The organism is Streptomyces sp. NPDC097107 (genome assembly GCF_044762405.1).
In the GTDB taxonomy this organism is placed as follows: Bacteria; Actinomycetota; Actinomycetes; order Streptomycetales; family Streptomycetaceae; genus Streptomyces; species Streptomyces thinghirensis.
The window spans coordinates 65,457-84,210 of sequence record NZ_JBIWEF010000001.1; the positions used below are offsets into that span (position 1 = coordinate 65,457).

The 18,754-nt window shown below is 74.5% G+C and carries 14 protein-coding genes and 1 riboswitch; of the genes, 10 read left to right on the forward strand and 4 right to left on the reverse strand.

From position 1 onward, the window contains the following. Window positions 1-39: 39 nt before the first annotated feature. Entirely contained in the window at window positions 40-453 is a 414-nt protein-coding gene (locus ACIQ1J_RS00365) for a VOC family protein (RefSeq protein WP_403552809.1), read from the forward strand. Between the two features lie 290 nt (window positions 454-743). On the opposite strand, the gene ACIQ1J_RS00370 is transcribed toward ACIQ1J_RS00365, so the two are convergent. From ACIQ1J_RS00370 to ACIQ1J_RS00380, 3 genes are all read right to left on the reverse strand, one after another. Beyond that, a complete protein-coding gene (locus ACIQ1J_RS00370; RefSeq protein ID WP_403552811.1) occupies window positions 744-2,177 on the reverse strand; it encodes a hypothetical protein in 1,434 nt (477 codons plus the stop codon). Window positions 2,178-2,389: 212 nt separating this feature from the next. Then, entirely contained in the window at window positions 2,390-3,517 is a 1,128-nt protein-coding gene (locus ACIQ1J_RS00375) for an alpha/beta hydrolase family protein (RefSeq protein WP_403552813.1), read from the reverse strand. 631 nt (window positions 3,518-4,148) lie between these two features. After that, entirely contained in the window at window positions 4,149-4,877 is a 729-nt protein-coding gene (locus ACIQ1J_RS00380) for a class II aldolase/adducin family protein (RefSeq protein ID WP_403552815.1), read from the reverse strand. 223 nt (window positions 4,878-5,100) lie between these two features. Here ACIQ1J_RS00380 and ACIQ1J_RS00385 point away from each other — a divergent pair, with 223 nt between their 5' ends. The 9 genes from ACIQ1J_RS00385 (at window position 5,101) to cobI (ending at window position 17,998) form a co-directional block, all read left to right on the forward strand. After that, window positions 5,101-6,339, forward strand: coding sequence for an anion permease (locus ACIQ1J_RS00385; RefSeq protein WP_403552817.1), 1,239 nt, complete (start codon window positions 5,101-5,103; stop codon window positions 6,337-6,339). Window positions 6,340-6,373: 34 nt separating this feature from the next. After that, the gene (locus ACIQ1J_RS00390) at window positions 6,374-6,595 is read left to right on the forward strand and encodes a hypothetical protein (RefSeq protein WP_403552819.1); all 222 of its coding nucleotides are present in this window, start codon (window positions 6,374-6,376) and stop codon (window positions 6,593-6,595) included. Between the two features lie 155 nt (window positions 6,596-6,750). Then, window positions 6,751-6,891, forward strand: a riboswitch (cobalamin riboswitch). 128 nt (window positions 6,892-7,019) lie between these two features. Beyond that, a complete protein-coding gene (locus tag ACIQ1J_RS00395) occupies window positions 7,020-7,985 on the forward strand; it encodes a cobalamin biosynthesis protein (protein WP_403552821.1) in 966 nt (321 codons plus the stop codon). Between the two features lie 31 nt (window positions 7,986-8,016). Next, the gene (locus tag ACIQ1J_RS00400) at window positions 8,017-9,525 is read left to right on the forward strand and encodes a cobyric acid synthase (protein WP_403552823.1); all 1,509 of its coding nucleotides are present in this window, start codon (window positions 8,017-8,019) and stop codon (window positions 9,523-9,525) included. Then, window positions 9,522-13,175, forward strand: coding sequence for a cobaltochelatase subunit CobN (gene cobN, locus ACIQ1J_RS00405; protein ID WP_403552825.1), 3,654 nt, complete (start codon window positions 9,522-9,524; stop codon window positions 13,173-13,175). The genes ACIQ1J_RS00400 and cobN overlap by 4 nt, the downstream gene beginning before the upstream one ends. Continuing rightward, entirely contained in the window at window positions 13,172-15,208 is a 2,037-nt protein-coding gene (locus tag ACIQ1J_RS00410) for a putative cobaltochelatase (RefSeq protein WP_403552827.1), read from the forward strand. The genes cobN and ACIQ1J_RS00410 overlap by 4 nt, the downstream gene beginning before the upstream one ends. Continuing rightward, window positions 15,208-15,807: a cob(I)yrinic acid a,c-diamide adenosyltransferase gene (gene cobO, locus ACIQ1J_RS00415; protein ID WP_210964180.1), complete on the forward strand. Its 600-nt coding sequence runs from the start codon at window positions 15,208-15,210 to the stop codon at window positions 15,805-15,807. The genes ACIQ1J_RS00410 and cobO overlap by 1 nt, the downstream gene beginning before the upstream one ends. Then, on the forward strand, window positions 15,801-17,252 hold the full coding sequence (locus ACIQ1J_RS00420) for a cobyrinate a,c-diamide synthase (protein WP_403552829.1): 1,452 nt from the start codon (window positions 15,801-15,803) through the stop codon (window positions 17,250-17,252). The genes cobO and ACIQ1J_RS00420 overlap by 7 nt, the downstream gene beginning before the upstream one ends. Continuing rightward, a complete protein-coding gene (gene cobI / locus ACIQ1J_RS00425; RefSeq protein ID WP_210964182.1) occupies window positions 17,249-17,998 on the forward strand; it encodes a precorrin-2 C(20)-methyltransferase in 750 nt (249 codons plus the stop codon). Before ACIQ1J_RS00420 ends, cobI begins: the two co-directional genes overlap by 4 nt. An 11-nt stretch (window positions 17,999-18,009) precedes the next feature. Here cobI and ACIQ1J_RS00430 read toward each other — a convergent pair whose 3' ends face one another. Continuing rightward, window positions 18,010-18,738 carry a ZIP family metal transporter gene (locus ACIQ1J_RS00430; protein WP_210964183.1) on the reverse strand — a complete coding sequence of 243 codons (729 nt, stop codon included), beginning with the start codon at window positions 18,736-18,738 and terminating at the stop codon, window positions 18,010-18,012. Window positions 18,739-18,754: the final 16 nt, after the last annotated feature.

The following is an 18,754-nucleotide window of genomic DNA, read 5'->3' on the forward strand; positions in this document are numbered from 1 at the left end:
CCGCTCCTCCGGTTACCGGCTCACAAGGGCGTGATCGGCATGGCAGGCATGGACGGCGGGCGCCCGAGCGTCTACCCGACGCTGCTGTACGCGGACGCCAGGGCGGCTGTCCGGCAGCTCACCCAGGCCTTCGGCTCCACGGAACTGGCGGTGTACGGGGGCGAGGACGGCTCGGTGACCCACGCCGAACCGGCCCAGGGCAACGGCGCGATCATGCTCGGGTCGAAGGGCACCGGCAGCCGCTTCGACGAGGCGATGAAGAACGCCGGTACGACGGGGGTGTACGTCGTGGTGGCGGACGTCGACGCCCACCATCGGCGGGCGGTGGAACACGGCGCGGAGATCCTCATGCCCCCGACGGACCAGGACTACGGCTCGCGGGACTGCATGGCCCGGGACCTGGAGGGCAACATCTGGAGCTTCGGGACGTACGCGCCGGAGATCCGCGGGTAGCCTCCGGCGGTCCGCGGCGGGGTCGGCGGCGCGGGATCGGTGGTGTTCCCGCGAGGGGCTCCGGATGGACGGCCTCACGGGTTGGTGCACGGCCGCGATCGGGTTCCCGAAGCCATGCGCCGCGTACACGCCGTCCACGCGGAAGCGTCCTCCCCGTTGTGCGGAAGCGTCCCCCGTTGTGCGGAAGCGTCCCCCGGCGGTGGGGGGCCGGGGGACGTCTCAGGCGGCGGGGTCCCTCGGGCGGCCGGGGCGAGTTGCCCGGGCCTCCGGCCGCGGGTGCCCGGGCGGGGTCAGCTGCCTCCGGTGTGGACCTGGAAGGCCGCCCTGCGTACCGCCTTGGCCAGGGCCGGGTCGGGGTGCGCGGCGGCGAGGGCGACCAGGACCTGCACGGTGCGGGGGTGGCCGACGGCCCGGACCTCGTCCAGCAGGGCCGGGACGGTGGGCTGCACCGCGGACTCCAGATGCCGCACGAGCAGCGGGGCCTCACCGTGGTCGGCGACGGCGGCCGCGGTGTCGACCCACAGCCAGGTGGCCTCCTGGCGGGTGAGGACCTCGTGGGCGTCCTCGGGATCGGCACCGTCGTGCTCGGCCAGCCACAGCAGGGCGTACGGGCGCAGCGTCGGCTCGTCGAGGACGGCGCGGACATCGGGCTCGGCGGGGGCGCCGACGACGCGCAGCGCCTCGAAGGCGAGGCCGCGCAGCAGGGCGTCCTCACCCCGGGCGCCGCCGAGCAGCTCGGCGACGGCGCTGCCGACGGGGCGGGCGGCGAGCCAGGCGCGGTACTCGGCGCGGGCGGCGTTCGGGCGGAGCTGGGCGCAGCCGCGGAGCATGTCCTCCGCCGACTGCTCGATGTTGCCGGCGGGGCTCTGCGCGGCGACGCAGATCTGCTCGAGCTTGACCCAGACCGCCCAGCTGCCGAGCGGAGTGAGCGTGGCGTGTCCGTCACCGCAGGTGAGGGCGCCGACGGAGGAGAGGGCGTGCAGGGCCCAGTCGAGGAGGGGGGCGAGCGGGGTGTCGGCGGTGGCGTCCGGGAGCGTCGCGGCGGCGGCTGCGGCGGTCTGCGGCGTTCCGGGTTCGAGTCGGGGGCCGTAGGGCACTTCGCAGCGTTCGGTGCGCAGTTCGGTGACGCGCTGCTCCAGCAGGTCCAGGAGCTGCGCCACCGGGACGGGCCCGGCGGACAACTGGAGGAAGGAGAGCACCTGGGGCATCGCGGAGATGACCTCGGCCACGGCGGCGGGCTCCTGCCCGTCGGGCTCGGGGTGGGCCAGCGACCAGGCGTCGAAGAGGGCGACCCAGCCGCGCAGTACGGCGCTGTCGTCGCGGTTCCAGGCGCGCAGCCGCCAGCCCGGGCGGGCGCTGCCACCGTGCACCTCGACCAGTCCGGCGAGTCGGGCGGTGTCCCAGTCGGCGCGGACCTCGGCGGTGGTCAGGCCCAGTTCCCGGGCCGCTTGGCCGGCGGTCGTGTCGGAGAGGGTGGCCTTCCCGTCGGCGGTCGCGCTGCCGCGGCCGGGGCCGAGAGCGGTGTCGGCCCAGCGGGCGACACGGGCCGCGTCGGCCAGAACGGAGCGCGCCATTCTGGCCAGCTCCGACCGGGCCGGTGTGCCCTCCGGGGGTCGCGGCGCGGCGCGGCGCGGACGCCGCTGGTTCATCGCTGGAGGGGCGGCGGCCAGGGGTCGCGGGCGGACGAGTCGAAGCCTGGAGTCGCGCGGGATACGGGACGTCACGGGTGCAGTCTTCCGGTTGACGGTCCGAAAACCCAAACGGAATGCCCCGGCGGGCGTCCGGGTCGGTGGGCGCACGGGGCCGGGACGGCACCGGGGCATCGGAACAGGCCAGTGGTACGGCGCTAAACGGAACCGGAGCGGCCTGCGGTGGGCCGGGGGCGCGGCGGGGATGCTGCGGGGTCACACCAGCGGGGTCATGACGCGGCGCAGGGTCACACCAGTGGGGTCATGAAGCGGCGCAGGGTCTCTTCGTAGTCGTCGGGGCCGGCGTTCCACATGGCGCCGTGCGGGGCGCCCTCGACCGTGTGGAGGGCGACCAGGCGCGGGTGGGTGTCGGCGAGGCGGCGGGAGAGCCGCCACGGGGCCACCACGTCGTCGGGGCCGTGGAAGATCAGGGTCGGCACCGCCGGGCGGTGCAGACCGGCGGTGTGGACGTCGCTGTCGGCGTGCAGTCCGGCGCGGCCCTGGGCGGCGCGGACGGCGAGCGGCAGCAGCGCGTCCGGGGTCCGGCGGGCGGCGGCCAGGGCGCGCAGGGTGGCTTCCCAGCTGAGCACCGGGGAGTCCAGTACGAGCCCCGCGATGCGCTCGCGTACGCCGGAGAGCGCGGCCGTGCGCAGGGCCATGGTGGCGCCGGTGGACCAGCCGAGCAGGACGACCTGGCGCGCACCCTGGTCGACGGCGTAGCGGACGGCCGCGTCCAGGTCGCGCCACTCGGTCTCGCCGAAGTGGTGCAGTCCGTCCGGCGAGGCCGGGGCGCCGACGTCGCCGCGGTAGGCGAGGGCGAGCACCGGGACGTGCCGGCGCCGCAGGGGGGCCATGAAGTTCATGGCGTGCTCGCGGGTGGCCCCCAGGCCGTGCACGGCGATGATCCAGGTCGGGCGGGAGCCGGGCAGGAACCAGGCCGGGAGGGGGCCGAGTTCGCCGGGGACCTCGACGTCGGCGTACTCGAGGTCGAGGGCGGTGCCCGGGTTTCCGACGTACAGGTTCGGGGTGAACCACGCCCGGTCGCCGGCCGCGAGGGTGCCGTGCGTGACGCGTTCGAGGCGGCGGACGACGGTGTCGGCGCCGTGCTCGGCCGTGCCCAGGACCGGGCCGACCACCGCGTGCGAGCCGTCGCCGGCGAGGCCGTAACGGCCGGGGCGCAGCGCGGCCAGGTCCCGGGTGAGGGTGATCTGCCCGGCGGCGGTGCCGTGCACGGTGAGCCGGGGTTCGGTGGGCAGGGGCCGGCCGGGAGACGCCTTCAGCGCGGCGTCGCTGGCGAGCCGGCCGACGGCGACGCTCGCCGCACCGGCCGCCAGGGCCGCGGTGACGGCGGCGGCCGTCGCTGTGACAGTGCGCATGGGGCCAGTCTCCTGTTGGAGTCCTTGGGCGGCCAGTGGGCGGGCGGCGGGGAGTGACGAGCCCCCGCCTGCCGCCCGGTCGGGCCCTGAGCCATGAGTCGGTCCCGCTGCCGGTACCCCCGAAGCGGCGCGGTACGCGCTGCATCGACGGCGGGTTCCGCCGCGGGGGTGTCGGCGGCGCGGTGCACCCGGGGGCCCTGGGCTTGCCCTCCCCGCGCGGAGAGCACCGGCGACCGGCGGCCCGATCAGCGACCGGCGACCGGCGGCCCGGCCGGCGACCGGCGGCTGACGACCCGATCGGCGACCGGCGGCTGACGGTTAGGTCGGGCGGGGCGGCCTGGACCCTCCACCGGACGCTCCCGACGCCGTGCCCCCCTGCCCACCCGAGCCGCCCCGCCACCGGCCCCGGACCCCGACCACCGACCACCGGCCACCGGCCACCGACCACCCGCTACCGGCCTTCGGCCACCCGCCACCCGCCACCCGCCACCGGCCTGCGGCCTGCGGCCTGCGGCCGGGCGCGGCGACGACCGGCCGGCCCCGTCGGCGTCCCGAGAGCCCGAAGCCCGGCGCCCGGCATCCCGCGCCCCGCACCGGACGTCACGCGGTCCGGCCGGCAGCCGGCCGTTCGTCAGCCCCGCTCCCCGTACCCCCGCTCCCCGTACCCCCGCTCCCCGTGCCCCCGTTGCCCGTACCCCTGGAGCCGTTCCGTCACCTCCGTCAGTTGGTCGTCCGTCAGCAGTGACGGTGTGCGGCCCGGTACCGAGGAGGCCGCCAGCCAGAGGTGGCACATCCACTCCAGTTGGGCCGTGCGGTCGTAGGCCTGGTCGAGGGAGGTGCCGTAGGTGATCGTGCCGTGGTTCCGCAGGAGGCAGCCGGTGCGGTCGGTGAGGGCGTCGAGCATGTGGCGGGCGAGTTCTTCGGTGCCGTAGGCCGCGTAGGGGGCGACCCGGACGGGGCCGCCGAGGGCGGCGGTCATGTAGTGGACCGGCGGGAGTTCGGGGACGAGGAGCGAGACCGCCGTCGCGTGCACGGCGTGGGTGTGGACGACGGCCCGGGCGTCGGTGGCCCGGTACACGGCGAGGTGCATGGGCAGTTCACTGGTGGGGACGAGCGTGCCGAGCACCTGCCGGCCGTCGAGGTCGACGCCGGTCGCGTCGGCCGGGACCAGACGGTCGTACGGCACACCCGAAGGGGTGACCAGCACCGTGTCGCCCACACGCACCGAGACGTTGCCGGAGGTGCCGACGACCAGGCCGTCCGCCACCGTTCGCCGGGCTGTCGCGACGAGGGCCTCCCAGGCTGCCGCCCTGGCCCGTTCCTCGTCCGCGCCCACCCCTCCGACCCGCGAATACGTCACAGTCACCGTCTCCTTCGGGCACGCCCGCGCCCCTCACGAACCTCCGCCGACCGGCCTCGCGGCGATCCTGCCAGGCGCGTATCCGGAGAGCATCGGGCCGGGCACGGAGAGGGAGGCGGCGGCGCCGGTTCCGGTCACCGTGACGCCCTGTCCAGTTCATCTTCCGTTCACTCTGGTTACCTACGTTCGTCCAGCCAATGACCTCGAACGATTGCCTGGGTAAATGGAAAGCTTCTCGCTGATCCTCGCGATTGTGGTGGTAACCGCACTCGCGTTCGATTTCACGAACGGTTTCCACGACACCGCGAACGCGATGGCAACGACCATTTCGACCGGTGCGCTCAAGCCCAAGGTTGCGGTGGCCATGTCCGCCGTCCTGAACCTTGTCGGCGCCTTCCTCTCGGTGGAGGTCGCCAACACGATCTCCAAGGGTCTCGTGGACGAGACCGGCATCCGTCCCGAGGTCATCTTCGCCGCCCTGGTGGGCGCGATCCTCTGGAACCTGCTGACCTGGCTGGTCGGGCTCCCGTCCAGTTCCTCGCACGCCCTCATGGGCGGTCTGATCGGTGCCGCGGTCGCCTCGGCGGGCGTCGGCGCGGTCAACGGCGACGCGCTCGTCACCAAGGTGCTCATCCCGGCCATCGCCGCCCCGCTCGTCGCGGGCCTCGCGGCGCTGCTCGGCGCGCGGCTGACGTACAAGCTCGGCCGCAAGGCCGACGGCAAGGCCGCCGCCAAGGGCTACCGCGCCGGGCAGATCGCCTCCGCCGGGCTGGTCTCGCTGGCCCACGGCACCAACGACGCCCAGAAGACGATGGGCATCATCACCCTCGCCCTGATCGCCGGCGGCTCGCTCGCCCCCGACTCCGACCCGCCCATGTGGGTCATCCTCTCCGCGGGTATCGCCATCGCGCTCGGCACCTACCTCGGCGGCTGGCGCATCATCCGCACCATGGGCAAGGGCCTGACCGACCTCCAGCCGCAGCAGGGCTTCGCCGCCCAGACCAGCGCCGCGACGGTCATCCTGGCCTCCTCCCACCTCGGCTTCTCCCTCTCCACCACGCACTCGGTCTCCGGCGCGGTGATGGGTGCGGGCCTCGGCCGCAAGGGCGGCGTGGTGCGCTGGTCCACGGCCACCCGGATGTTCGTCGCCTGGGGCCTGACCCTGCCGGCCGCGGCCCTGGTCGCCGCGATCGCCGAGTGGGTCTGCGGCCTGGGTGACTGGGGCACCGCGCTCGTCGCGGTCTTCCTGGTCGCCTCCAGCGCCGCCATCTGGAAGCTCTCCCGGCGCGAGATCGTCGACCACACCAACGTCGTCGACGAGCCCGAGCAGGCCGGTGTGGTGACCACGGCGATGGCCGCCGTCTCCCCGCCCCCGGCCGGCGTGACCGAGGACCTGGCCGCGGCCGGTGCCCCGGGCTCCGCGTCCGACTCCAAGGCCCCCTCGGCCACCACCTCCGTCTGAGCCCGCGCCCCGGGTACGAAGGAAAGCGAACTCCATGAGCATCGACTGGGCAGCTCTCGGCTCCGTCTTCGGGGTCAGCCTCGTGGCCACCGTGGCCCTGGTGGGCCTGTTCACCCTCGGCATCGTCGGTCTCTCCCGCCAGGAGCGGGCGGTCGCACAGGGCGGCTCCGCGACCCTCGCGGTCAGCGGCGCGTACGCCTGCTTCGCGGCCTGCGCGGCCGCGGTGGCGTACGGCATCTACCTGATCGTCGCCTGAGCGACCACGCGCGGACACCGCGCGCGTCGCCTTGTGAGGCGGGGCGCGGGACGGCCACCGACCGTCCCGCGCCCCGCCTCTTCTCGGGCCGGCGCACACCGCCCGCGTGTGGGGCTTCGCACACTCCCCCGCCGCAGGTCAACGCCAGGTTGACGGGTGTTCGCGGGCCGTGGTGGACTGCCGGAGCCAATACGGCGGCAGGAGAGGAAGCCCGGTGCGAATCCGGCGCGGTCCCGCCACTGTGACCGGGGTACAGCCCCGGGAGCCAGGAACTCTCACCGCCGGTCTCTTTCAACCAGGGCGCGGACACCCTGAGTGAGGACATATCGCCATGCGCGGCTGCGGTTCCAGGCACAGCGGTCCCGGGTACACCGGTTCCGGGCACATCAGCGACACGCTCTCCCGCCCCGCGGCCGGCTGAGCCGTGCGCGCCGAACGCGTCTTCGCGTACGGCGCCGCCGCCGGCCTCCTCGGTGACCTCCTCCTCGGCGACCCGCGCCGCGGACACCCGGTCGCCGCGTTCGGCCGTGCCGCCGGTGCCGTGGAACGGGTGCTGTGGCGGGACCACCGGGGCTGGGGCGTGCTGCACACGGCCGTCTGCGCCGGAGGCGCCGCCGCCCTCGGAACGGCCGCCACCCGCGCCGTACGCCGGTCCCCCGCCGCCTCCGTCGCCCTGACCGGCGCCGCCACCTGGGCCGTCGTCGGCGGCACCTCGCTCGCCCGTGAGGCCCGTGCGATCGGCCGTGCCCTGGAGGCCGGCGACGTCGAAGCGGCCCGGGCGCGGCTGCCGCACCTGTGCGGGCGGGACCCGCAGGCGCTGGACGCCGACGGGATCGCCCGGGCCGTCGTGGAGTCCGTCGCCGAGAACACCTCGGACGCGGTGGTGGGCGCCCTGGTGTGGGGCGCGGTCGGCGGAGTGCCAGGACTGCTCGGCTTCCGGGCCGTGAACACCCTGGACGCCATGGTCGGCCACAAGTCCCCCAGGTACCGGCGATACGGCTGGGCCTCGGCCCGCCTCGACGACCTCGCGGGCTGGCCGGGCGCCCGGCTGACCGCCGTACTGACCACCGTGGCCGGCGGCGATCCGCGCGGCTCCGTACGGGCCTGGCGCGCCGACGCCGCACGGCACCCGAGCCCCAACGCCGGTCCCGTGGAGGCGTCGTTCGCGGGCGCCCTGGGCGTACGGCTCGGCGGAACGCTCTCCTACGGCGGCCGGGTGGAGCACCGGCCCGTCCTCAACGGGGCGGCGGGACGCGCCGTCCGGGCCGGTTCCGGCGACATCGTCCGGGCCGTCCGGCTCTCCCGGCGCGTGGGCTGGCTGGCGCTCGGCGTGTGCGCGGGCGCGCGGCTGCTCGCGCACGGGGCCGTCGGGAAGGGACGTACGTCGTGAGCCGTCGCCTCCTCGAGAAGGGACGTACGTCATGAACGGTGGCCTCCTCGTCGCCGGCACCACCTCCGACGCCGGCAAGAGCGTCGTCACCGCCGGGATCTGCCGCTGGCTGGTGCGGCAGGGCGTCAAGGTCGCGCCCTTCAAGGCGCAGAACATGTCGCTCAACTCCTTCGTCACCCGCGAGGGCGCCGAGATCGGGCGCGCGCAGGCCATGCAGGCCCAGGCGTGCCGCGTGGAACCGACCGCGCTGATGAACCCGGTGCTGCTCAAGCCGGGCGGCGAGCGCAGCAGCCAGGTGGTGCTGCTCGGCAAACCGGTCGGCGAGATGAGCGCCCGCGGCTACCACGGCGGGCGGCAGCAGCAGTTGCTCGGCACTGTGCTCGACTGTCTGGCCGAGCTGCGGGGCACGTATGACGCGGTGATCTGTGAGGGGGCGGGCAGTCCGGCCGAGATCAACCTGCGCCGGACGGACATCGTGAACATGGGGATCGCCCGGGGTGCCGGGCTGCCCGTGCTGGTGGTGGGCGACATCGACCGGGGCGGGGTCTTCGCCTCGTTCTTCGGGACGGTGGCGCTGCTCGCACCCGAGGACCAGGCGCTGGTCGCCGGGTTCCTCGTCAACAAGTTCCGGGGTGACGTGTCGCTGCTGGAACCGGGTCTCGAGATGCTGCACGGGCTCACCGGACGGCACACGTACGGCGTCCTGCCCTTCCGACACGGGCTCGGCATCGACGAGGAGGACGGGCTGCGGGTCTCTCTGCGGGGGACCGTGCGGGAGTCCGTCGTCGCGCCGCCGGTCGGCGAGGACGTGCTGCGGGTCGCCGTCTGCGCGATCCCGCTGATGTCCAACTTCACGGACGTGGACGCGCTCGCCGCCGAGCCGGGTGTCGTGGTGCGGTTCGCGGACCGGCCGGAGGAGCTGGCCGACGCGGACCTCGTCATCGTGCCGGGGACGCGCGGGACGGTCCGGGCGCTTCAGTGGCTCCGGGAGCGGGGGCTCGCGGACGCCATCGCGCGCAGGGTGGCCGAACAGCGGCCCGTGCTGGGCATCTGCGGCGGTTTCCAGCTGCTCGGCGAGCACATCGAGGACGAGGTCGAGTCCCGGGCCGGACACGTGGACGGGCTCGGACTGCTGCCCGTGCGGGTGCGGTTCGCCCGCGAGAAGACCCTCACCCGGCCGGTGGGCGAGGCCCTCGGCGAGCACGTCGAGGGGTACGAGATCCACCACGGGGTCGCCGAAGTCACGGGTGGCGCACCCTTCTTGGACGGCTGCCGGGTCGGCCAGACCTGGGGCACGCACTGGCACGGCTCGCTGGAGTCGGACGGCTTCCGGCGGGCGTTCCTGCGCGAGGTGGCCGCCGCCGCGGGCCGCCGCTTCGTGCCGGCCCCCGACACCTCGTTCGCCGCGCTGCGCGAGGAGCAGCTCGACCGGCTCGGCGACCTGATCGAACACCACGCGGACACGGACGCGCTGTGGCGGCTCATCGAGTCCGGCGCGCCACAAGGACTGCCCTTCATTCCACCGGGAGCGCCCGCATGAGCACAGTGTTGTTGTTGTCGACCGCCGACACGGACCTCCTGGCGGCCCGAGCGTCGGAGGCCGCCTACCGGATCGGCAACCCGACCCGGGTCGACGTGACGGAGGAGCTGCCGGGGCTCGTCGACGGCGCGGACGTCGCCGTCGTACGCCTGCTGGGCGGCAAGCGCGCCTGGGAGGACGGGCTCGCCGCGCTGAAGGCCGCCGGCATCCCGACCGTCCTGCTGGGCGGCGAGAGCGTGCCGGACGCGGAGCTGATGGCCGAGTCGTCGGTGCCGGCCGGAGTGGTGGCGGAGGCGCTGCGCTACCTCGTCGAGGGCGGGCCCGCCAACCTCGCCCAGCTCGCCCGGTTCCTCTCCGACACCGTGCTGCTGACCGGCGAGGGCTTCGACGAGCCGGCGAAGATGCCGGAGTTCGGCGTCCACGGCTCCCGGGCCTACGTGGAGGGGCGCCCGACGGTCGGCGTGCTCTTCTACCGCGCCCACCAGCTGAGCGGCAACACCGCCTTCGTCGACACGCTGTGCGACGCGATCGAGGCGCACGGCGCCAATGCCCTGCCCGTGTACTGCGGTTCGCTGCGCGGCGCGGACCCCGGCTTGTACGAGCTGCTGGGCCGGGCCGACGCCCTGGTCGCCACCGTCCTCGCGGCCGGCGGCACGCACGCCTCGCAGGCCTCGGCCGGCGGCGACGAGGAGGCGTGGGACATCGGCGCGCTGGCCGACCTGAACGTCCCGGTGCTGCAAGGGCTCTGCCTCACCTCCTCCCGCGCCGCCTGGGAGGCGTCCGACGCCGCCCTCTCCCCCATGGACGCGGCGATGCAGGTCGCGATCCCGGAGTTCGACGGGCGCCTGGTCACGGTGCCGTTCTCCTTCAAGGAGCAGGGGCCGGACGACGTACCGGTGTACGTCGCCGATCCCGAGCGGGCCGGGCGGGTCGCCGGGATCGCCGTGCGGCACGCGGCGCTGAAGCACAAGGCGAACGCCGACAAGAAGCTGGCGCTGGTCTTCACCGCCTACCCGACCAAGCACTCGCGCGTCGGCAACGCGGTGGGGCTGGACACCCCGGCCTCCGCGGTGCGGGTCCTGGACGCGCTCCGGGACGCCGGGTACTCCCTCACCGACTACCCGTCCGGCGGCGACGAGCTGATCCACCGGCTCATCGCCGCCGGCGGCCACGACGTCGAGTGGCTGACGGAGGACCAGCTGGCGGCGGCGCCCGCGCGGGTGCCGCTGGCCGACTACCGGGAGTGGTTCGAGAAGCTGGACCCGGAGCTGCGGGAGAGCATGCGGGAGGCGTGGGGCGAGCCGCCGGGTTCGCTGTACGTCGACGGGGACGACATCGTGCTCGCCTCGCTGCAGTTCGGGAACGTCGTGGTGATGATCCAGCCGCCGCGCGGCTTCGGCGAGAACCCGATCGCGATCTACCACGACCCGGACATGCCGCCGTCGCACCACTACATGGCGGCGTACCGCTGGCTGGACAACAGCTTCGGCGCCGACGCGATCGTGCACATGGGCAAGCACGGCACGATGGAGTGGCTGCCGGGCAAGGGCCTCGGGCTGAGCGCGGGCTGCGCGCCGGACGCGGTGCTGGGCGACCTGCCGCTGATCTACCCGTTCATCGTCAACGACCCCGGCGAGGGCACCCAGGCCAAGCGGCGCGGGCACGCGACGGTGGTCGACCACCTCGTCCCGCCGATGGCGCGCGCCGACACGTACGGCGACCTGGCCAAGCTGGAGCAGCTGCTCGACGAGTACGCGCTCGTCTCCGACCTGGACCCGGTCAAGGCGCCGGCGGTCCGCGCGCAGATCTGGACCCTGGTCAAGGCGGCGGAACTCCACCACGACCTGCACGTGGACGACCAGCCGGACGACGACGCGTTCGACGAGTTCGTCATGCACATCGACGGCTATCTGTGCGAGATCAAGGACGTGCAGATCCGCGACGGCCTGCACATCCTGGGCGGCGGCCCGGTCGGCGAGCCGCGCGTCAACCTCGTGCTGGCGGTGCTGCGCGCCTCGCAGGTGTGGGGCGGGCAGGCGAACGCGCTGCCGGGGCTGCGGGCCGCGCTGGCCGCGCACTTCGGGCTGGTGGAGAAGGAGCTGCTGGCCGAGCCGGGCGCGCCGGTGAAGGTGCCGGTGGAGCTGACGGACCTGGCCGAGGGACCGTCCCGCAGCGCCGCCGACGCGATCGACCTGCTGGAGCAGCTGTGCCGGCGGATCGCCGAGGGCATGGAGGAGCGTGGCTGGGCGGTCGCGGAGAGCGCCCCGCTCGTGCGGGAGGTGCTGCGCACCGAACTGCCCGACGCCGTGGCCGTCCTGGAGTTCGCCTGCACCGAGGTCGTGCCGCGGCTCGCCCGGACGACGGACGAGATCGGGCACATCCTGCGGGCGCTGGACGGCGGTTACGTCCCGGCCGGACCGTCCGGGTCGCCGACGCGCGGGCTGGTCAACGTGCTGCCGACCGGCCGGAACTTCTACTCCGTAGACCCCAAGGCGATCCCGTCCCGGCTGAGCTGGGAGGTCGGGCAGTCCCTCGCGGACTCGCTGATCCAGCGCTACCTGAGCGACACCGGCGAGTACCCGAAGTCCGTCGGCCTCACGGTGTGGGGCACGTCCGCGATGCGCACCCAGGGCGACGACATCGCGGAGATCCTGGCGCTGCTGGGCTGCCGTCCGGTCTGGGACGACGCCTCACGCCGCGTCACCGGCTTCGAGATCGTGCCCCCGGCCGAGCTGGGCCGGCCGCGCGTCGACGTCACGGTGCGTATCTCGGGCTTCTTCCGGGACGCGTTCCCGCACGTCGTCGGGTTGATCGACGACGCGGTGCGGGCGGTGGCGGAGCTGGACGAGCCCGCCGGGCAGAACTACGTGCGCGCCCACGCCGACGCGGACACCGCCGAGCACGGCGACCGGCGCCGGGCCACGGCCCGCATCTTCGGCTCCAAGCCGGGCGCGTACGGCGCCGGTCTGCTGCCGCTGATCGACGCCCGCAACTGGCGCTCCGACGCGGACCTCGCCGAGGTGTACGCGGTGTGGGGCGGCTACGCCTACGGACGCGGGCTGGACGGGCGGGCGGCGCGCGGGGACATGGAGACGGCGTTCCGGCGGATCGCGGTCGCGGCGAAGAACGTGGACACGCGTGAGCACGACCTCGTCGACGCCGACGACTACTTCCAGTACCACGGCGGCATGGTCGCCATGGTGCGGCACCTGACGGGGACGAGCCCGGAGGCGTACGTCGGCGACTCGGCCACCCCCGACCAGGTGAAGACCCGGACGCTGGGCGAGGAGACCCACCGGGTCTTCCGGGCCCGCGTGGTCAACCCGCGCTGGATGGCGGCGATGCGGCGGCACGGCTACAAGGGCGCCTTCGAGATGGCGGCCACCGTGGACTACCTCTTCGGGTACGACGCCACGGCCGGGGTGGTGGACGACTGGATGTACGAGAAGCTCAGCGCCGAGTACGTCTTCGACCCGGAGAACCGGGACTTCATGAAGACGTCCAACCCGTGGGCGCTGCGGGGCATCACGGAGCGGCTGCTGGAGGCCGCCGACCGGGGGCTGTGGGCCGAACCGGACGCGGAGACGCTGGAGCGGCTGCGCGCCACCTATCTGGAGCTCGAGGGCGACTTGGAGGGCGACGAGAAATGAGTACCCCGTTCCCGTTCACGGCCGTTGTCGGCCAGGACGACCTGCGGCTCGCGCTGCTGCTGAACGCCGTCTCCCCGGCCGTCGGCGGTGTGCTGGTGCGCGGCGAGAAGGGGACCGCCAAGTCCACGGCGGTGCGTGCGCTGTCGGCGCTGATGCCGGAGGTGGACGTCGTCTCCGGGTGCCGCTTCTCCTGCGCCCCGGCCTCACCCGACCCCGGCTGCCCGGACGGACCTCACGAGACGGGGGCGTCCGAGTCGCGACCCGCGCGGATGGTCGAGCTGCCCGTCGGCGCCTCCGAGGACCGGCTCGTCGGCTCCCTCGACATCGAGCGGGCGCTCGCCGAGGGCGTGAAGGCCTTCGAGCCGGGGCTTCTCGCCGACGCGCACCGCGGGATCCTCTACGTCGACGAAGTCAACTTGCTGCATGACCACCTCGTCGACTTGTTGCTGGACGCCGCCGCCATGGGCGCCTCCTACGTCGAGCGGGAGGGTGTGTCGGTGCGGCACGCCTCGAAGTTCCTGCTCGTCGGGACGATGAATCCCGAAGAGGGGGAACTTCGGCCCCAGCTGCTCGACCGGTTCGGCCTCACCGTCGAGGTCGCCGCCTCGCGCGAGCCCGACCAGCGGGTGGAGGTCGTACGGCGCCGGCTCGCCCACGACGACGACCCGGCCGCGTTCGCCGCGCGCTGGGCCGGCGAGGAGGCCGCCGTACGGGCGCGGATCGTGGCGGCGCGGGAGCTGCTGCCCTCGGTGCGGCTCGGCGACGGGGCGCTGCGGCAGATCGCGGCGACCTGTGCCGCCTTCGAGGTGGACGGCATGCGGGCCGACATCGTGATGGCCCGGACCGCGACCGCGCTGGCGGCCTGGGCCGGGCGGACCGACGTACTCGCGGAGGACGTACGGCAGGCCGCGCTGCTGGCGCTGCCGCACCGGCGGCGGCGCAATCCCTTCGACGCGCCGGGGCTGGACGAGGACAAGCTCGACGAGACGCTGCAGGAGTTCGGCGGGCAGGACGGGGACGGGGACAGTGGGGGGGACGACGACCCCGACCCGGGTCCCGACGACCCCGACCCGGGCCCCGGCGGCCCCGGTGGTCGGCCGGAGCCCGACGACGCCCCGCAGGGCGACGGTGACACCGCCGCGCGGCCCGTGGCCGGTGAGGGCGGGGAGCCGCAGCCTTCCGGCGGCGGTGCCGGTGAGCAGTCTCCCGCGCGTGCCGCGGAGCCGTTCCGTACGAAGGTGCTGAGCGTGCCCGGACTCGGCGAGGGCGCCGCCGGGCGGCGGTCGCGGGCGCGGACCGAGCACGGGCGGACCACCGGGGCCCGCCGGCCCCGGGGGGCGCTGACCAAGCTGCACCTGGCGGCGACGGTGCAGGCGGCGGCGCCGCACCAGCGGGCGCGGGGCCGGTCGGGGCGCGGGCTGGTGGTGCGCCGGGACGACCTGCGGCAGGCCACGCGTGAGGGGCGTGAGGGCAACCTCGTGCTGTTCGTCGTGGACGCCTCCGGGTCGATGGCGGCCCGGCAGCGGATGAGCGCCGTGAAGGGTGCCGTGCTGTCGCTGCTGCTGGACGCCTACCAGCGGCGGGACAAGGTGGGGCTGGTGACCTTCCGGGGTTCGGCCGCCGACGTCGCGCTGCCGCCGACCTCGTCGGTGGACGCGGCCGCGGTCCGGCTGGAGTCGCTGCCGACGGGCGGGCGGACGCCGCTGGCGGCCGGGCTGCTGCGCGCCCATGAGGTGCTGCGGGTGGAGCGGCTGCGGGACCCGGCGCGGCGGGCGCTGGTCGTGGTGGTGACGGACGGGCGGGCGACGGGCGGCCCCGAGCCGGTCGTGCTGGCCGGGCGGGCGGCGCGGCTGTTCGCGGCCGACGGGGTCGCCTCCGTCGTCGTGGACTGCGAGTCGGGGCCGGTGCGGCTGGGGCTGGCCGGGCAGCTCGCGGGTGAGCTGGGCGGTACGGCGGTGACGCTCGACGAGCTGCGGGCGGACTCCATCGCCGGTCTGGTGAAGGACGTTCAGGGCAGCAGGAGGGCCGCGTAATGCCGCAGGGCAAGCCGAGTGTCGTACCGGACGACGGACTGACCACGCGTCAGCGGCGGAACCGGCCGCTGGTCGTCGTGCACACGGGTGTGGGGAAGGGCAAGTCGACCGCCGCCTTCGGGCTGGCGCTGCGGGCCTGGAACCAGGGGTGGCCGATCGGGGTGTTCCAGTTCGTCAAGTCGGCGAAGTGGAAGGTCGGCGAGGAGAACGCGCTGCGGGTGCTGGGCGCCAGCGGTGAGGGCGGGTCCGTCGACTGGCACAAGATGGGCGAGGGCTGGTCCTGGGTCCAGCGCGACGCGCAGATGGACAACGAGGAGAAGGCCCGGGAGGGCTGGGAGCAGGTCAAGCGGGACCTGGCCGCCGAGACGTACAAGCTGTACGTGCTGGACGAGTTCGCCTATCCGATGCACTGGGGATGGATCGACACCGAGGAGGTCGTGTCCGTGCTCCGGGACCGGCCCGGGACCCAGCACGTCGTGATCACCGGGCGGAACGCCCCGGAGAGGCTGGTGGAGTTCGCCGACCTCGTCACCGACATGTCCAAGGTCAAGCACCCGATGGACGCGGGGCAGAAGGGGCAGAGGGGCATCGAGTGGTGACCTCGCCCTCCGTTCCCCGGCTGGTCGTCGCCGCGCCTTCCTCGGGCAGCGGCAAGACCACCGTCGCCACGGGGCTGATGGCCGCGCTCGCCGGGCGCGGGCTGGCCGTGTCGCCGCACAAGGTCGGGCCCGACTACATCGATCCCGGGTACCACTCGCTCGCCACGGGGCGGGTGGGGCGGAACCTGGACGCCTACCTGTGCGGGGCGGAGCTGGTGGCTCCGCTGTTCCTGCGCGGGGCGCGCGGCTGCGACATCGCGGTCGTCGAAGGTGTGATGGGGCTGTACGACGGTGCCGCCGGGGAGGGTGAGCTGGCGTCCACCGCGCACGTCGCCAAGTTGCTGCGCGCGCCGGTCGTGCTGGTCGTCGACGCGTCGTCGCAGTCGCGGTCGGTGGCGGCGCTGGTGCACGGGTTCGTGAGCTGGGACCCGGAGGTGCGGGTCGGGGGTGTGATCCTCAACAAGGTCGGGTCGGATCGGCACGAGGTGCTGCTGCGGGAGGCGTTGGACTCCGTCGGGGTGCCGGTGCTGGGCGTGCTGCGGCGGGCCGCGCCGGTGGAGACGCCGTCGCGGCATCTGGGGTTGGTACCGGTTGCCGAGCGGGGCGCTCAGGCGGTCGAGGCGGTTGCGGCCATGGCCGCACAGGTCTCCGACGGGTGTGACTTGGAGGCGCTGGTCGGGTTGGCGCGGAGTGCCGGGGCGTTGGGATGTGCGGCTTGGGACGCGGGTGAGGCTCTTCGTTCTTCGCCCCCGCCGCCCCTCCCCGTCCCGGCCTCGGGGACTGCCGCCCCCGAGGCCCCGCTTTCGGCCCTGAGCGGGCCTCGTCCGCAAACACCGGACGGGCTGAATCGCGTCGCCGTCGCCGGCGGAGCGGCATTCACGTTCTCCTACGCCGAGCACTCCGAGCTGCTCGCCGCCGCCGGGGCCGAGGTCGTCACCTTCGATCCGTTGCGGGACGAGGAGCTGCCGGAAGGCACTCGGGGACTCGTCGTCGGGGGCGGGTTCCCCGAGGTGTACGCGTCCGAGCTGTCCGCCAACGAGCCGCTGCGCAAGGCCGTCGCCGAACTGGCGTCGAGCGGTGCTCCCGTCGCCGCCGAGTGCGCGGGGCTGCTCTATCTGTGCCGGGACCTGGACGGGTTGCCGATGTGCGGGGTGCTGGACGCCTCCGCGCGGATGTCTCAGCGGCTGACGCTGGGCTACCGGGACGCCGTGGCCGTGAGCGGCAGTGCGCTGGCCGTCGCGGGGACGCGGATGCGGGGGCACGAGTTCCACCGGACGGTCGTGGAGCCGGGGGCCGGGGCGGCACCGGCGTGGGGGATGCGCGCGCCCGAGCGGCGCGTCGAGGGATTTGTGGAGCGCGGTGTGCACGCGAGCTATCTGCACACGCACTGGGCGTCCGAGCCCGGTGTCGCCCGTCGGTTCGTGGAGAGGTGCCGGACGTCATGAACAGCAGGCTGATCGGGGTGGGGGTCGGGCCCGGGGACCCCGAGCTGGTGACCGTCAAGGGGGTCAACGCGCTGCGGGCCGCCGAGGTCGTCGTCGTACCCGTCATGGCTGCGCCTGATGGAAAAGACGGCGGCGAGCGGGGACGGGCGGAAGCCACCGTGCTGCACTACGTGGGTGCCGAGAAGGTCGTACGGGTCGTGTTCGCGCTGAACGAGCGCGCCGACCGGGCTCGGCGCGAGGCCGCCTGGGACGCTGCCGGGGAGCGGGTGGCCGCGCTGCTGCGGGAGCACGGCAGCGTCGCCTTCGCCACCATCGGCGACCCCAACGTGTACTCGACCTTCACCTATCTCGCGCAGACCGTCGGCGACCTCGTGCCGGGCACCGTCGTGGAGACCGTGCCGGGCATCACCGCCATGCAGGACCTCGCGGCCAGGTCGGGTGCCGTGCTGACCGAGGGCACCGAGCCGTTGACGCTGGTGCCGGTCACCGCGGGGGCCGCCGTGCTCAAGGACGCGTTGAACGGGCCGGGCACGGTCGTCGCCTACAAGTTCGGCCGGCAGGCGGCCGAGGTCGCCGAGGCGCTGCGGGAGACCGGGCGGCTGGACGACGCCGTGTGGGGGTCGGCGCTCGGGCTGCCGGAGGAGTCCGTGCGGGCGGCGGCCGAGCTGGACGGCGGGCCGCTGCCCTATCTCTCGACGCTCATCGCGCCCGCCCGGCGCGAGGGCGGGCGGGGCGGCAAGCTGTGAACCGGGGCTCCTCACTCCGCCACGCCCACCACCAGCCAGATGAACGCCGCGCCCGCGACCGTGCACAGCAGGGTCGAGCGGGCGGGGTGCTCGTGGTGGGCCTCGGGGAGGATCTCGGCGGCGGCGAGGTAGAGCAGTACGCCGCCGAACAGGCCCAGATACGCGCCGAGTACACCCTCCGGGATCGAGAAGAGGAGGGTCGAGGCGGCACCGGCCACGGGCGCCACGGCGTCGGCGAACAGCATCGCGACCGCGCGGCGGCGGGCGTTCCCGTACAGGCTGGTCAGCGTGTAGGTGTTGAAGCCGTCCGCGAAGTCGTGGGCGATCACGGCCATCGCGACCGCCGCGCCCATGCCGCCGCCGACCTGGAAGGCCGCGCCGATCGCCACGCCGTCCATCGCGCTGTGCCCGACCATCGCGGCGGCGGCCGTCAGGCCCACCTGGGGCGAACGCTGCCCGTGCTCGTCGGCGCCGTGCGCGGCGCGGCGGGCGGCCAGCAGGCGTTCCACCAGGTGCGCGAGGAGGAATCCGGCGACGAAGAGCAGCAGTGCCTCGGGCACGCCGAACACCTCGTCGCCCGCCGCCTGAAGCGCCTCCGGCAGCAGGTCGAGGCCGACCACGCCCAGCATCAGGCCGCCGGCCAGGCCCAGGACCAGGTGGCGCCGGTCGGTCACGCGCTGTGCCGTCCAGCCGCCGGCCAGCGTCATCAGGAACGCGCCGAGCGCGACGAAGACCGCCATGGGCCCTTGCTATCCG

Bases quoted from the DNA above. Each gene is read 5' to 3' on its own strand.
- ACIQ1J_RS00430 (WP_210964183.1), bottom strand. From the start codon at position 18,738: ATGGCGGTCTTCGTCGCGCTCGGCGCGTTCCTGATGACGCTGGCCGGC.
- ACIQ1J_RS00410 (WP_403552827.1), top strand. From the start codon at position 13,172: ATGAGTACCCCGTTCCCGTTCACGGCCGTTGTCGGCCAGGACGACCTG.
- ACIQ1J_RS00365 (WP_403552809.1), top strand. From the start codon at position 40: ATGGCAGGCATGGACGGCGGGCGCCCGAGCGTCTACCCGACGCTGCTG.
- ACIQ1J_RS00375 (WP_403552813.1), bottom strand. From the start codon at position 3,517: ATGCGCACTGTCACAGCGACGGCCGCCGCCGTCACCGCGGCCCTGGCG.
- ACIQ1J_RS00390 (WP_403552819.1), top strand. From the start codon at position 6,374: ATGAGCATCGACTGGGCAGCTCTCGGCTCCGTCTTCGGGGTCAGCCTC.
- ACIQ1J_RS00385 (WP_403552817.1), top strand. From the start codon at position 5,101: ATGGAAAGCTTCTCGCTGATCCTCGCGATTGTGGTGGTAACCGCACTC.
- cobO (WP_210964180.1), top strand. From the start codon at position 15,208: ATGCCGCAGGGCAAGCCGAGTGTCGTACCGGACGACGGACTGACCACG.
- ACIQ1J_RS00400 (WP_403552823.1), top strand. From the start codon at position 8,017: ATGAACGGTGGCCTCCTCGTCGCCGGCACCACCTCCGACGCCGGCAAG.
- cobN (WP_403552825.1), top strand. From the start codon at position 9,522: ATGAGCACAGTGTTGTTGTTGTCGACCGCCGACACGGACCTCCTGGCG.
- cobI (WP_210964182.1), top strand. From the start codon at position 17,249: ATGAACAGCAGGCTGATCGGGGTGGGGGTCGGGCCCGGGGACCCCGAG.